At 63.7% G+C, this 13,603-nt stretch carries 12 protein-coding genes; 8 read left to right on the top strand and 4 right to left on the bottom strand.

Features of this window, described 5'->3' with window-relative positions:
• Nucleotides 1-434: 434 nt before the first annotated feature.
• On the top strand, nucleotides 435-1,841 hold the full coding sequence (gene mltF / locus E0L37_RS04120) for a membrane-bound lytic murein transglycosylase MltF (RefSeq protein WP_133490521.1): 1,407 nt from the start codon (nucleotides 435-437) through the stop codon (nucleotides 1,839-1,841).
• A 174-nt stretch (nucleotides 1,842-2,015) separates the two neighbouring features.
• Here the strand turns inward: mltF and tadA are convergent, their stop codons facing one another.
• Nucleotides 2,016-2,462: a tRNA adenosine(34) deaminase TadA gene (gene tadA / locus E0L37_RS04115; protein WP_133490520.1), complete on the bottom strand. Its 447-nt coding sequence runs from the start codon at nucleotides 2,460-2,462 to the stop codon at nucleotides 2,016-2,018.
• Nucleotides 2,463-2,636: 174 nt separating this feature from the next.
• Here tadA and purT point away from each other — a divergent pair, with 174 nt between their 5' ends.
• Both purT and E0L37_RS04105 read left to right on the top strand, forming a co-directional pair.
• Nucleotides 2,637-3,818 carry a formate-dependent phosphoribosylglycinamide formyltransferase gene (purT, locus tag E0L37_RS04110; RefSeq protein ID WP_133490519.1) on the top strand — a complete coding sequence of 394 codons (1,182 nt, stop codon included), beginning with the start codon at nucleotides 2,637-2,639 and terminating at the stop codon, nucleotides 3,816-3,818.
• Nucleotides 3,815-4,225 (top strand): TM2 domain-containing protein, encoded by a 411-nt coding sequence (locus tag E0L37_RS04105; RefSeq protein ID WP_133490518.1) that lies wholly within the window; start codon nucleotides 3,815-3,817, stop codon nucleotides 4,223-4,225. The genes purT and E0L37_RS04105 overlap by 4 nt, the downstream gene beginning before the upstream one ends.
• Nucleotides 4,226-4,444: 219 nt before the next feature.
• Here the strand turns inward: E0L37_RS04105 and E0L37_RS04100 are convergent, their stop codons facing one another.
• Nucleotides 4,445-4,828, bottom strand: coding sequence for a DoxX family protein (locus tag E0L37_RS04100; protein WP_133490517.1), 384 nt, complete (start codon nucleotides 4,826-4,828; stop codon nucleotides 4,445-4,447).
• A 457-nt stretch (nucleotides 4,829-5,285) separates the two neighbouring features.
• Here E0L37_RS04100 and E0L37_RS04095 point away from each other — a divergent pair, with 457 nt between their 5' ends.
• The 5 genes from E0L37_RS04095 to E0L37_RS04075 all read left to right on the top strand — a co-directional run bounded on the left by E0L37_RS04095 (nucleotide 5,286) and on the right by E0L37_RS04075 (nucleotide 11,135).
• Nucleotides 5,286-5,909 (top strand): TetR/AcrR family transcriptional regulator, encoded by a 624-nt coding sequence (locus E0L37_RS04095; protein WP_133490516.1) that lies wholly within the window; start codon nucleotides 5,286-5,288, stop codon nucleotides 5,907-5,909.
• Between the two features lie 3 nt (nucleotides 5,910-5,912).
• The gene (locus E0L37_RS04090) at nucleotides 5,913-6,362 is read left to right on the top strand and encodes a PaaI family thioesterase (protein ID WP_205655577.1); all 450 of its coding nucleotides are present in this window, start codon (nucleotides 5,913-5,915) and stop codon (nucleotides 6,360-6,362) included.
• Between the two features lie 6 nt (nucleotides 6,363-6,368).
• Nucleotides 6,369-7,751, top strand: coding sequence for an MATE family efflux transporter (locus tag E0L37_RS04085; RefSeq protein ID WP_097057986.1), 1,383 nt, complete (start codon nucleotides 6,369-6,371; stop codon nucleotides 7,749-7,751).
• A 2-nt stretch (nucleotides 7,752-7,753) separates the two neighbouring features.
• Nucleotides 7,754-8,890 carry a thiolase family protein gene (locus E0L37_RS04080; protein ID WP_133490515.1) on the top strand — a complete coding sequence of 379 codons (1,137 nt, stop codon included), beginning with the start codon at nucleotides 7,754-7,756 and terminating at the stop codon, nucleotides 8,888-8,890.
• Nucleotides 8,891-9,566: 676 nt separating this feature from the next.
• Nucleotides 9,567-11,135 (top strand): c-type cytochrome, encoded by a 1,569-nt coding sequence (locus E0L37_RS04075; RefSeq protein ID WP_133490514.1) that lies wholly within the window; start codon nucleotides 9,567-9,569, stop codon nucleotides 11,133-11,135.
• 106 nt (nucleotides 11,136-11,241) lie between these two features.
• On the opposite strand, the gene E0L37_RS04070 is transcribed toward E0L37_RS04075, so the two are convergent.
• Both E0L37_RS04070 and E0L37_RS04065 read right to left on the bottom strand, forming a co-directional pair.
• Nucleotides 11,242-12,762, bottom strand: a complete 1,521-nt coding sequence (locus E0L37_RS04070; RefSeq protein WP_133490513.1) for an AMP-binding protein — start codon at nucleotides 12,760-12,762, stop codon at nucleotides 11,242-11,244.
• A 23-nt stretch (nucleotides 12,763-12,785) separates the two neighbouring features.
• The gene (locus E0L37_RS04065) at nucleotides 12,786-13,574 is read right to left on the bottom strand and encodes a crotonase/enoyl-CoA hydratase family protein (RefSeq protein ID WP_055099097.1); all 789 of its coding nucleotides are present in this window, start codon (nucleotides 13,572-13,574) and stop codon (nucleotides 12,786-12,788) included.
• Nucleotides 13,575-13,603 lie beyond the last annotated feature (29 nt).

Genomic DNA, 13,603 nt, shown 5'->3' with positions numbered 1-13,603 from the left:
GCTTCCAGCGGCGGCCCGGAGGGTGCCTGCCATGGACGGCGGGCACAAAAAACTGGCGGCCAGGGGGTTGCGAATGGTAAATTCGCCCCCAATTGTAAAAGGATCGCTTATTTTGTGTGCCCGTCCATCCATGGCGGGCACCCTGCGGGCCGTCGCGAGCGACGTCAAAAATCGTTCCCGACGATTTTTTGTGCTCCGCCGTCCACGGCGGGCACCTTTCGGACCGTCCCGGGAGCGACGTCAGAAAAACGCTCCCGGTAATTTTAAAGGTCATTCCAAGCCGTCTCAATCCCGGATCGCCAAAGCGCATTCCGGCGACGGTTTCGAATGTCCTGCTTCCGGCAACAAGGACTGTTACGGAACCGGGGAAGCCTCCTGGAATCAAGTCATGGGCGCTTCCAACCTATCTGGCGACCCCAGGAGGCAGCAAGGACATGACGATACGGTTTCACCGTAAACAGCTGGCATGGGCACCGCTGGTGCTGCTTGCCACACTGATCCTGGGACTGTTTGTGCGCCCATCCGGTACCGCCCTGGAACGGATCCAGGCCCGCGGCGAGCTGGTGGTGGTCACACGCCCGTCCCTGACCACTGTTTACGGCGATGAAAATGGTTCCACTGGCATGGAATACGAACTGGCCCAAGGCTTTGCCGAGCGGCTGGGCGTTGAGTTGCGCCTGTTGGAAGCCGATGACCTCGAAACCGTGCAGAAGCTGCTGCTGGCCGGCAAGGCCGATTTCGCCGCCGCCGGACTGGTGATCACCGAGCAGCGCCGCCAGCAGTTGCGGCTGACCACCCCCTACCAGAAAGTCGACACACTGGTGATGTACCGGCTTGGCGAGCCGCGCCCCAATGCTCTCGAGGATCTGGACGGCAAGAGCGTTGCCGTGGTGTCCGGTTCCAGCAACGCCGACCTGCTGGAGCAGGCCCGCGCCACCCAGCCCGAGTTGAAACTGGACGTCCATACCGATACCAACGTGGAGCAGACCCTGGCCCGCGTTGAGGAGGGCGAAGTCGACTACGCCCTGATCAATTCCAACGATTACGCCATCCATCGTGGTCTGTTCCCGGATCTGGCGGCCGGCTTCACCATCGGCGCGGATCAGGGGCTGGCCTGGGCCTTCGCCCCGGGCAATGATGGCAGCCTGTATCAGGCCGCCCAGCGCTACCTCACTCAGCAAAACGCCATTGGCGCCACCGAGCAGTTGGCCAAGCGCTTCTATGGCCATGTGGAACGATTCGACCTGTATTCCGCGCGCAGTTTCATCCGTCATCTGGACGACCGCCTGCCGGACTACACCAATGCCTTCCGCGATGCCGCCGAAAGCGCCGGCTTCGACTGGCGCCTGCTGGCGGCGGTGGCCTACCAGGAATCCCTCTGGGACGCCGGCGCCATCTCTCCCACTGGCGTGCAGGGACTGATGATGCTGACCAACCAGACAGCACGGGAAATGGGCGTCACTGATCGTACCGATCCGGCCCAGAGCATCCACGCCGGCGCCGCCTATCTGCGCAAGCTGCACGACCGGATGCCCGAGCGCATCGCCGAACCGGACCGCACCTGGCTGGCCCTGGCCGCCTACAATGTAGGATTCGGCCATCTGGAAGACGCCCGTGTCCTGACCCAGAAACAGGGCGGCGACCCGGATCGCTGGCAGGATGTGAAACAACGGCTGCCGCTGCTGGCGAAGCCGGCCTACGCCAGTCAGCTACGCTACGGCCCGGCCCGTGGCGGCCAGGCGGTGGCCTATGTGCGCCACGTCCGCGGCTACTACGATCTGCTGGTATGGGCGGAAAACTCCGAACGCCACCGCCCTACCCTGGTGGCAGCGGCCGAATAACCCCTCAGCGAAAAACAATCTATTCGTTCTCTGTGGGAGCTTGCCTGCAAGCGAATTCTTGTCGCACAGGGCCATTCGCTTGCAAGCAAGCTCCCACAGCGGCTAAAGATCAGGCTGTTTTGTCTTTTCACTTTTCCGCTGTCAACTGTCCACTATCAACTGTCAACTGCTCTCTCATCGTTTGCGCCGGAAAAAATCCCGCATCAGTTGCGACGCCTGGTCCGCCAGCACCCCGCCGGTGACTTCCAGGCGGTGGTTGTAGAAGTCCCTTTCCGGCAGCCCCAACTGGCTTTCACAAACCCCGGCACGGGGCTCGCGGGCACCGTACACCAGCCGCGCCACCCGGGCGTGGATCATGGCGCCAAAACACATGGTGCACGGCTCGATGGTGACGTAGAGGGTGCTGTCCGGCAGCCGGTAGTTACCGGCGCGGGCGGCGGCATCACGCAATGCGCCAATTTCCGCATGGGCGGAGGGGTCATGGCTGAGAATTGGCCTGTTGTAGCCCTCACCAATGATCTCGTCGTCACGCACCAGCACCGCGCCCACCGGCACCTCGCCCTGCTCAGCCGCGCGTTCCGCCAGGGCCAGAGCCCGCGCCATCCAATATTGATCGTCCACTTGTCCGCCCGGGGTTGATTGGGATGCTTTCGTCGCCAATGGTAGGCGCGACGGCGCCGGGGTGAAACTCTTCCCTCGCGATGGCGGCGCTTTTCGCTACAATCCTGTTCATCCAGGCGGGGTTGGCCCCCGCGGAAGCCATTGTTTCGACGATTTGTTCGATGAGGAGACGGCATGACCACCATCGGTACCCCCTATTCCGACAACGCTACCCGCGTGATGCTGCTGGGCAGCGGTGAACTGGGCAAGGAGGTGGCCATCGAGCTGATCCGCCTGGGCTGCGAGGTGATCGCCGTGGACCGCTATCCGCGGGCGCCGGCCATGCAGGTCGCGCAGCGCTGGCACGTAATCGACATGCTCGACGCTGACGCGGTGCGGGCCGTGGTGGAAGAAGAGCGCCCGGCGTTGATCGTGCCGGAAATCGAGGCCATCGCCACCGCCGAACTGGAAGCTCTGGAGCAGGAAGGGTTCACCGTGATCCCCACTGCCCGGGCAGCGCGGCTGACCATGAACCGCGAGGGCATTCGCCGCCTCGCCGCCGAGGAGCTGGGCCTGCCTACCTCGCCCTACCGGTTCGCCGGTGACCAGGACGAATACCTGGCGGCGGTGAAGGCGGTGGGCTTGCCGTGCGTGATCAAGCCGGTGATGTCCTCCTCCGGCAAGGGTCAGAGCCTGGTGAAAACCGAGGACCAGATCGACGCCGCCTGGCGGTACGCCCAATCCGGCGGCCGCGCCGGCCAGGGCCGGGTCATCGTCGAAGGGTTCGTCGAGTTCGACTACGAAATCACCCTGCTCACCGTACGGCACCGCGACGGCACCGATTTCTGCGCGCCCATCGGCCACCGCCAGGAGGACGGCGACTACCGTGAATCCTGGCAGCCGCAACCGATGAACGACACAGCCCTGGAGGAAGCCCGCCGCCAGGCCGGCGCCATCACCGCGGCGCTGGGCGGCTGGGGACTGTTCGGCGTGGAGTTCTTCGTGCGCGGGGACCAGGTCTGGTTCAGTGAAGTGTCACCACGCCCTCACGATACCGGTCTGGTAACCTTGATCTCGCAAAACCACTCCGAATTCGCGCTGCACGCCCGCGCCATTCTCGGGCTGCCGATACCGAACATCGAACAGCGGGGTCCGTCCGCGTCCTCGGTACTGCTGGTAAAAGGCGATTCGGAAACCATGCGCTATGCCAATCTGGATCAGGCACTGGCGGAGCCGGACACCGACCTGCGTCTGTTCGGCAAACCGGAAGTGCATGGCAGCCGTCGCCTTGGCGTGGCCTTGGCGAAAGCGGATAGCATCGAAAGCGCAAGAGTCAAAGCCAATACCGTGATTACCAATATCGAGGTAAGTCTATGAACCCGCGGATTGACGATACCCACAGCAAGATCATTGGCTACGCCCTCTGGATCTTCGGCTTCATGGGGTCACACCGGTTCTACTATGGCCGGCAAATCACCGGCGTGATCTGGTTCTTCACTCTGGGATTGTTTTTCATCGGCTGGATCGTCGACCTGTTCCTGATCCCGTCCATGGACCGCGATGCCGATCATCGCTATGTCTCCGGCCCGGTGGATTACAACATCACCTGGCTGCTGCTGACCTTTCTTGGCGTCTTCGGCCTGCACCGTTTCTATATGGGCAAATGGGTGACCGGGCTGATCTACCTGCTGACTCTGGGCTTGTTCGGGCTGGGGATTCTCTACGACTTCCTCACCCTCAACGAACAGATCGCCACCGCCAACAGCCGCAAGCGCTGGGCTTAACCGAACTCGCAGTTCATGCGCTACTGTTGTCCCACAGGTATGGGACAGCCCGCTGGCACACCTGAACGTCGATTCGCTGCCGAGGCAGCTTCCCACGGAGAGCGCCACGAAGCCGCTGTGGGAAGCCGCCTTGGCGGCGAATACGACACCAATTCATATCTCCAAGACCAATAGACTGGCCACCACTATGGATTCCGTGCTCATGAGCCGCGACGGGTATTAATTTTTCATCGCGTACTTGCCGGCACCGAGGAAGAACAACGCCGCGGCAGTGAACAAATAGAATCCCTGCAACTCAATCGCCCAGCCGCCATTATCGTTGATCGCGAACAGCTCGTTCATGTGCACCAGCACCAACGCCACCAGCATATTGCCAACGATCAGAGCAGCCCCGACCCGGGTGTAATAACCAACAATAATCATAAGCGGCGCGATCACCTCGCCGATAAACACCCCATAGGCAAAAAAACCGGGCATTCCCATGCTTTGCAGCGAGCCGGCAATCCAGCCCACGCCATGCAGCATTTTCGAGATCCCGTGCAATAGCAGCATGCCGCCCAGGCTCAAGCGCAGGATCAGCTTCCCCAGATCCGGATGGTTCATGGCGTTCTCCTCGTCCTCTGTTAATCGGTGATGTACCGATATTGAACGGGTTTCCCGCAACGAAGGAAAGATGCTCGTGACAAAAACCGTGACCACCGCTCGCCACGGTGCCGATGAAAAATCGTCGGGAACGATTAGTGTCCCACAATCCGCTGGCACGCTGACACGTCACACGCCGGCACGCCAAACCCAAGGCCCGCTTGCCAGCCTTGCGGACACCAATTCAACACAACCCCGTCATGCCCGAGTGTTTTCAAAGCGTGTTGGCGTGCCGGCGTGTGGCGTGTTAGCGGCCCGTTCCACAACGGTGGGACAGCAATGGTCGGGAACGACTTTTAACGTTGCTTCAGCGACGGCCCGGAGGGTAACCGCCACGGACAGCGGTCAAAAAAATCATTTACATGACACCCATCATTCATTTATAAATTATACCCATCATTAAAAAAGGAGGACCGCCATGCGTGTCAGCCGAGAACAGGCCGCCGCCAACCGGCGCCGAATCGTTACCGAGGCTTCCCGTCTGTTTCGGGAAAAAGGTTACGACGGCGTGGCCGTGGCGGACCTGATGAAAAGCGCCGGCCTCACCCACGGCGGCTTCTACGGGCACTTCGAGTCCAAGGAAGCGCTGATGGCGGAAACCTGTGCCTCCTCCGGCGATATCCGTACCCGGTGGGAGCGTCTCACCGCCAAACGCCAGCAACCGCCCTTTCAGGTGCTGGTGGAGCAATACCTGAGCCCGCGCCATCGTGACCAGCCCGGCCACGGCTGCCTGTTCGCCGCGCTCTCGGTGGATACCGCCCGACAAACGCAGGAGGTACGCCGCGCCTACACCGGCACCTTCCGCAAGTTCGTCGACATGATCGCCGACTGGGTCCCCGGCCGCCGCGCCAACCGCCGGCGCCGGGCCCTGGCCACGGCGTCCAGTCTGGTCGGCGCCCTGGTGCTGTCCCGCGCCGTGGACGACCCGGAACTGTCCAGCGAAATTCTCGACGCGGTGCGCCAGCAGTTGCTCGGCGCCACCGCTTCCGCAACCTCTTCTTCTACAACCCGGGCTTCCTCCGGGAAGCCCGCCAAGGAGTAAACCGTGAGTCAGTCCAATACCGCCATGAAAGCCATGACCGGCCTGGAAACACTGCTACTGATGATGGAGAAGGATCTGCGCGCCGGCATCGGCCAGACCATGGACTTCACACTGGTGGAGGTGGAGCGGGGACGGGTCGTGTTCGAAGGCTCGCCCAGCGAAAAAGTCTACAACCCGATCGGCACCGTCCATGGTGGTTACGCCGCTACCTTGCTGGATTCCGCTTGCGGCTGTGCCGTGCATTCCAATCTGGAGGTGGATCAGGCCTATACCACCGCGGAGCTGAAAGTGGCCTATCACAAGGCCATGACCAAGGACACCGGCCCGGTACGCGCGGAAGGCAAGATCATCACCATGGGCCGCCGCCTGGCGTTCGCCGAGGCCCGCCTCACCGACGCCGAGGGCCGCCTTTATGCCAGCGCCACCTCGACGTTGCTGGTGATGCAGCGGTAAGCGCCGATGAATCGCGCCGCCATCGCCACCGTACCACGGCCCCTTTCCCGGCCGGATGCCGGGGAGCGGGCGCGCCGGATCCTGCATGCACCGGTGCTTCCCACCTTGTTGAAGCTGGCGCTGCCCAATCTGGTGGTGATGCTGGCCCAGGCCCTGGCCAACTTTCTGGAAAGCTACTACGTCGGCCTGATCGGCGTGGACGCCCTGGCCGGGGCCGCCCTGGTGTTCCCGCTGGTGATGCTCATGATGATGATGTCCGGCGGCGGCATCGGCGGTGGGATCTCGTCGGCGGTGGCGCGCGCCCTCGGTGCCGGCGATACCGACAAGGCCAATGCCCTGGCGCTGCACGCGGTGGTCATCACTGGTGTGCTTGGCCTGCTCTGCTCACTGGTGGTGATTGGGTCCGGTCCCGCGCTCTACACCCTGCTCGGCGGCCGCGGCCAGGCCCTGGACGCCGCCCTCGCCTATTCCAACGCGCTGTTCGCCGGGGTCACCTTTCTGTGGTTGATGAATGGCCTGTCGGCGGTCATGCGTGGCGCCGGCAATATGCTGATGCCGGCGCTGGTGCTCACCGGCGGCGTGCCGCTACTGCTGGTACTGTCACCGCTGCTGATCTTCGGTATCGGCCCGCTGCCGGGCCTGGGCATCACCGGCGCCGGGCTGGCTCTGGCGGCCTACTATCTGATCGCCACGGTGATTCTTACCGTGGCCCTGTTACGCGGCCATGGCGGCGTCCGGCTGGATCCGCGCGCGCCGTTGCGCAAATCCCTGTTCGCGGAGATCCTCGGCGTCGGCTTGTGGTCCGCCCTGAACACCGTGTTCTCCAACTTAAGCGTGGTGGTGGCCACCTTCTTCGTCGCCCGCACCGGGATGACGGCGTTGGCCGGCTTCGGCCTCGGCATCCGCATCGAATATCTGCAGATCCCACTCAGCTTCGGTTTCGGCACCGCTCTGGTGGCCATGGTCGGCATGAACATGGGAGCCGGCCAGATCCAGCGTGCCCGCCGCATCGCCTGGGTCGGCGCCGCCCTCACCGCCGCCACCACCGGCACCGTGGGACTGCTCGCCGCCACCTTCCCCAACGCCTGGCTCGGCCTGTTCACCGACGATGCCGAAGCGATCGCCACCGGCGCCGTTTACCTGCGCACGGTGGCGCCGGTGTACAGCTTCTTCGGTGTCGGTATGGCGCTGTACTTCGCTTCCCAAGGCGTCGGCCGCATGCGGTGGCCGATTGCCGCCAGCCTCACCCGCCTCGCTGTTCTTGGCATCGGCGGCACCCTGACAACAACGCTGTTCCCCGGCGATCTGGTGGCCCTGTGCGCGGTCATGGCCGCCTCCCTGGTGGCACTGGCGATGGTTAACAGTATTCCCTGGCTGATCAGGAGATAATCATGAAAGCCGTTATCGCGGGCTACGCCCGTTCCCCGTTCCACTTCGCCCGCAAAGGGGCGCTCGCCGAAGTACGCCCGGATGATCTCGCCGCCCAGGTGGTGAAGGGGTTACTGGCGCGTACCGATCTGGATCCGTCGCTGCTGGAGGACGTGATTCTTGGCTGCGCCTACCCGGAGGCCGCCCAGGGCAACAACCTGGCGCGCATCGTCGGGCTGTTGTCGGGCCTGCCCCTGGAAATCGGCGGCATGACCATCAACCGCTTTTGCGGCTCGTCCATGTCCGCCATCCATATCGCCGCCGCCCAGATCGAGGCGGGTATCGGTGATGCCTATCTGTGCGTGGGCGTGGAAAGCATGACCATGGTGCCCCAGGGCGGTTTCAACTTTTCCCCCAACCCCTGGCTGCGGGAACACACCGACGCTTACGTGTCCATGGGACGCACCGCCGAGAACGTCGCGCAACGCTATGAAATCGGCCGTCCGGAGCAGGAAGAACTGGCTCTGATCTCCCACCGCAAGGCCGCCGCCGCCCGGGAAGGTGGTTTGTTGCGCGATGAAATCATCGCCATCGATGCGGGAGCGAGCGCGAACCGGATCGAGGACGACGGCTGCATCCGCCCCGGCACCTCGCTGGAAGCGCTGGCGAAGCTGCCGCCGGCGTTTGACGAAAACGGCGTGGTCACCGCCGGCTCCGCCTCGCCGCTCACCGATGGCGCCAGTGTCGTGCTGGTCACCAGCGACGACTTCGCCCAACGCCACAATCTGCCGGCCAGCGCCCGCATCCGTGCCGTGGCCACCGCCGGTTGCGATCCGGCGGTGATGGGGCTGGGTCCGATTCCCGCCACCCGCAAGGCGCTGCAACGGGCCGGTCTCAACGTCGAACAATTGGATGTGGTGGAGATCAACGAAGCGTTCTCATCCCAGGCGCTGGCCTGCATCCGCGATCTGGGACTGAACCCGGACACCGTGAACCTGGACGGCGGCGCGCTGGCTCTTGGTCATCCGCTGGGCGCCACCGGCGCGCGCATCACCGGTAAAGCCGCCGCCCTGCTGCGGCGGGAAAAGGCCCGCTACGCCCTTGCCACCCAATGCATCGGCGGCGGCCAGGGCATCGCCACCATCCTGGAGGCGCTGTAGGGCCGGCCCTTAACATTTCCTTTACTCCGACGACCCGTCGTCCCCCGCGTGTCCACTACGCGCCAGGGACAACGTCACGGTGATGGCGCCGCCATCGTCCTCTCCACGGCCGTGACATCGGGTTCGCCGGGGGCTTTTTATGGGTTCATCGCGGATTACCGGGAATGTGAGTCTCCATCGGAGGCACGGGTCCGCACGGAGGATGCCCTCCATCCCGGTGTGGGGTGGAAAGGACATCCGTCTTCCTCGGTTACCTCGAAGCGGAGCCGTGTTACGCCTTTACGGAACCTGCTTCACGGCGTTCCCGCAAAGGCGTAACACGGCTCCGCTGTCCCTGATGGAAGATAAGACCGTTTCCCGATAAGCCGCGATGAACCTTTTTTGACTGTTACCCCGTGGTCTTGGGCATCCCACTACAAGGCCGCCGTGGAAAATTACTTGCCAGCGACGGGTTCGACGCTGAAGGGCCGTATTCGTCAGCAGGCGGGCTCAACAGCGGCTCCGTAGCGCCGCGCGGAGGGAACCAGAGCCTCCCGACCCGAGTTTTGCCTCAGCTCTTATGTCCCAACTTTTTGCCTCAACACTAATGACGTTTTAATATAAGCTTATATCAATACATTCATTGTGGGCTTTTCGGTCAGGCCCTTGCCCGAACCGCCTGCCTGGGAGTTCCGCCATGCCAGCTTCATCCGTCAGCAAGCGGGCGCTACGCCGCGGCTTGATACTCTTTCTACTTGGCCTGAGCCTCGCCGGCCACGGCGCCGAGTCCGGGGAGAGCCTGGCCCGCCAGGGCGCCGGCGGCGCCCCTCCCTGCGTCACCTGTCACGGCGCCGATGGACGCGGCAACGCGGCCGGTGGTTTCCCCTCCCTGGCTGGCCTTGACGCCGACTATCAAGCCAAGCAACTGCATGACTTCGCCAGCGGCCAGCGCGCCAATCCGATCATGGCGCCAATCGCCAAGGCGCTCAGTGACGAGCAGATCCAGGCGGTGGCGACGTATTATGCTGGCCTCGACGCAGGATCCGGCCAGGATGATGACGCCAAACCCGGCGAGTTCCCCGGCCGCGACTGGGTAGTGAACGGCCACTGGCAGGCCAATCAACCCGCCTGCATCGCCTGTCACGGTGATGGTGCCCGCGGGGTGGGCGATCAGTTTCCGGCGCTGGCCGGCCAGCATGCCGGTTATCTGGAAGCCCAGCTCAAAGCCTGGCAAAGCGGACAGCGCAAGAACGACGCCAACGCTGTGATGGCGGCGGTGGCAAACGCCATGACCGAGCAACAAATCAAGGAAGTAGCGGCCTATCTCGCCGCTCTGCCCGCCACCGGGGAGGTCCCGGAGCACGCCCGGCCGGACCCGGCACCGCGTATCGCCGACGCCCTGAACGATTACTTCCAGCCGCCACTGCTGGAAGATCTGCCCGATAACGAATTCGGCGCCTCGGTGCGGCGCGGGGCGGACATTTTCCGCCACACCAGCTCCGATGCCGAAGCCGGCCGCTATGTGGGCAATAGCCAGAGCTGCGTCAACTGCCACATGAACAACGGCCGCCAGGCGAACGCCGCGCCAATGTGGGCCGCCTGGGGACAATACCCGGCCTGGCGCGGCAAGAACCATAAGGTGAATACCATGGCGGAACGCCTGCGGGGCTGCTTCACTTATTCGCAAAACGCCCAGGCCTCCGAAGCGGGACAGGCACCGGCGGCGGACAGTCAGGTCATCGTTGATTTGATGAGCTTCCTGTTCTGGCAGTCCAAAGGCACCCCCACCGGCGAAGTGTTGCCGGGCCGGGGCTATCCGGAGCTGGACGAACCAGCGCAGCCGTTCTCACCGGAGCGGGGAGCGGCCTTGTACGCGGACCATTGCGCGCTGTGTCACGGCAACGACGGCCAGGGGACGGCGTTGACGAAGCACCGCTATCAATTCCCACCGCTGTGGGGCGACCAGGCCTTCAACTGGGGAGCGGGCATGCACCGGGTCAACACCGCCGCCGCCTTTATCCACGCCAATATGCCGTTGGGCAAACCGGGCAGTCTGTCGGTGCAGCAGGCCTGGGACCTGGCCGCGTTCATCACCAGTCAGCCAAGGCCGCAGGACCCGCGCTTCAAAGGGGATCTCGAGGCCACCATTAAAGACTTTCATGGCAACCGAGCGATGGATTACTACGGAAAAACCGTGAACGGCTATCGCCTCGGGGCCCCGGGCACCCTGGAGCAATGGCAGCGGGATCTGGCCGACAAACCCTGAGGTTTCGCTGCCAGCATCGCCGAAGCCGGAGACATGCCGGCCTCGGCGATGTTGGCCGAACCTGGAACCCGGGTAGCGGAACCACCCGGGGTGGTAACAACGGGGCTCAGGCGAACTGATCCCGCAATGCCTTGCGATTGAGCTTACCCACCGCGGTCTTGGCAATGCCGTCGGTGAAAATAATACTGCGCGGTTTCTTGTAGGACGCCACTTTATCCGCCACAAACCGGATCAGTTCGTCCTCCTCGGCCCGCGCCCCGGCCTTCAGCACCACCACCGCGGTCACCGCTTCCACCCATTGCGGATCCTTGCGGCCGATCACCGCGCACTCCGCCACCGCCGGATGGGCGCTCAGCACATCTTCCACTTCCCTGGGATAAACGTTGTAGCCGCCGGTGATGATCATGTCCGAGGTGCGGTCCTTGAGGTGCAGAAAGCCGTTATCATCAAAACGGCCCACATCACGGGTACGCAGCCAGCCACCGTCCATGAACATCTCCCGATTCAGTTCCGGCGCATTGTGATAACCGGCCATCATTGAAGGGGCACGTACCGCGATCTCACCGGCCTCGCCCTCCGCGACATCGTTACCGGCATCATCCACCAGGCGGATTTCCACTTCCACGGACGGCTTGCCACAAGCGCCGAGCAGGGCCTCGGTATGATCCTCCGGCCGCAACACGGCCAGGGTCAGCGGGCATTCGGTCTGCCCGTAGTATTGCCAGAATTTTTCTCGCCCCCATAGCGCCATGGCCTGCTCAATGACCGGACGCGGCATCGGCGACGCGCCATAAATCACCTGCCGCAAACGGCTCACGTCGGTTGTCGCGAAGCGGGGGTGCCCGAGCAACATTTGCAACATGGTCGGCACCAGATTCACCATGGTGATCCGCTGTTTCTCGATCAGCGTCAGAAAAGCATCCGGGTCGAACGCCGGCATGATCACGGTGCGAGCGCCACGCAGCCAGAACGGCAGCACGAACACGCCGCTGGCGTGGATCAGCGACGCGGCATGCAGCATGGCATCGTCCTGCTCCACCGCGAGAAGATTCATCAACACGTTCTTGCAAACGGCGGCGTAGGAAGCCTGGGTGTGCTGTGCCGCCTTGAGAGTCCCGGTGGTGCCGGAGGTAAACAGGGTAAGAATGACGTCGTCGTCGGCTACCGGCACCGCCGGTTTGCTATCGCTGAGAGCAGCACAGGCCCGCAGCAAATCCTCACCGCCGCCAGCGGCACTGCCGATGCCATGTGCCCGCAGTCCCGATACGGCATCACACAGTTGTGCCGCCCGCTCCGCCAGATCCTCGCCATACAGCAGCAGCGCGCAACCGGTTTCTTCCAGCATTTTACGGTGCTCGTCCAACGACAGACGAGCGTTGAGCGGCACCCGGTTCACTCCGGCTTTCACACAGGCGAAGTCCACCGGAACACTGTACAACCCGTTATTCAACAGCAACGCCACGCGGTCTCCGCGGCGCACATTCCGTTCGATCAGCGCATGGGCAAGGCGATTGCTCAGGCTCTGGGTTTCGCCGAACGTCAGGCTCTGGTCACCGAAAACAAGGGCGGTCCGGTCCGGATAATAACCAGCGCCCCGGTGAATCAGATCCAGATACGTCGTGGTCATGCATTCTCTCCTGTGGTTTATCGTTATTGGTGGTCATCGAAGCGGCCATGACGGCCCGCTCCACCGGCGAAACGGGCGGCGCCATCAATGGCCTCGGCGAACACAATCGGGTACCCTCCCGCCCCTTCCCGTCGTAACGCTTCCGCCAGGTCGTGGTCCCACTGTTGGTAGGTGGAGATCCGGTCGGCGCGCAGACAGCGTTGCGGGAACGCGGCGATATCCCGGGCCAGCGCCTGGGCGGTGGCCAGAGCCTCGCCATCCGCCACCACCCGGTTGGCCAGCCCCATGCGCAGTGCTTCGTCGGCGGCTACCGGGCGCCCGGTCAGAATCATGTCCAGGGCTTGCCCCTGACCGATGATGCGAGCGAGCCGCACGGTGCCGCCGTCGATCAGCGGCACCCCCCAGCGACGGCAGAACACGCCGAACACCGCCGAGGTCTCCGCCACGCGCATGTCGCACAACAGGGACAGCTCCAGGCCTCCCGCCACCGCATAGCCGGACACGGCGGCGATCACCGGCTTGCTCAGCAGCATGCGCGAGGGGCCCATGGGGCCCGGGCCGGTGCCTTCAGGCTCCACCTCGTTGCGGCGCTGATCGTCGCCCATGGCGGACAGGTCCGCGCCAGCGCAGAAATTGCCGCCGGCACCGGCCAGTACCGCGGCATGGACGCTGTCGTCCTGCTCAAACGCCTCGAAAGCCGCGCGCAGGGCATCGGCGGTGGGCCGGTCCACGGCATTGCGTTTATCGGGACGGTTAATGATGATCGTGCGAACGGCACCCTCGGTATGGGTGATGACCGGTGAGTTCGACATGGGCTGCCTCCTGATTCGTGGGCTGTGCG

Source organism: Alcanivorax sp. 24, from assembly GCF_004360225.1.
GTDB classification, from domain to species: Bacteria; Pseudomonadota; Gammaproteobacteria; order Pseudomonadales; family Alcanivoracaceae; genus Alloalcanivorax; species Alloalcanivorax xiamenensis.
The sequence above is the reverse complement of the archived record's forward strand: the minus strand, read 5'-3'. Positions and strand labels throughout refer to the sequence as shown.

What these genes read in the sequence shown, in the direction of transcription:
- mltF (WP_133490521.1), top strand. Translation starts at nt 435, where the DNA reads ATGACGATACGGTTTCACCGTAAACAGCTGGCATGGGCACCGCTGGTG.
- purT (WP_133490519.1), top strand. Translation starts at nt 2,637, where the DNA reads ATGACCACCATCGGTACCCCCTATTCCGACAACGCTACCCGCGTGATG.
- E0L37_RS04105 (WP_133490518.1), top strand. Translation starts at nt 3,815, where the DNA reads ATGAACCCGCGGATTGACGATACCCACAGCAAGATCATTGGCTACGCC.
- E0L37_RS04100 (WP_133490517.1), bottom strand. Translation starts at nt 4,828, where the DNA reads ATGAACCATCCGGATCTGGGGAAGCTGATCCTGCGCTTGAGCCTGGGC.
- E0L37_RS04095 (WP_133490516.1), top strand. Translation starts at nt 5,286, where the DNA reads ATGCGTGTCAGCCGAGAACAGGCCGCCGCCAACCGGCGCCGAATCGTT.
- E0L37_RS04085 (WP_097057986.1), top strand. Translation starts at nt 6,369, where the DNA reads ATGAATCGCGCCGCCATCGCCACCGTACCACGGCCCCTTTCCCGGCCG.
- E0L37_RS04080 (WP_133490515.1), top strand. Translation starts at nt 7,754, where the DNA reads ATGAAAGCCGTTATCGCGGGCTACGCCCGTTCCCCGTTCCACTTCGCC.
- E0L37_RS04075 (WP_133490514.1), top strand. Translation starts at nt 9,567, where the DNA reads ATGCCAGCTTCATCCGTCAGCAAGCGGGCGCTACGCCGCGGCTTGATA.
- E0L37_RS04070 (WP_133490513.1), bottom strand. Translation starts at nt 12,762, where the DNA reads ATGACCACGACGTATCTGGATCTGATTCACCGGGGCGCTGGTTATTAT.
- E0L37_RS04065 (WP_055099097.1), bottom strand. Translation starts at nt 13,574, where the DNA reads ATGTCGAACTCACCGGTCATCACCCATACCGAGGGTGCCGTTCGCACG.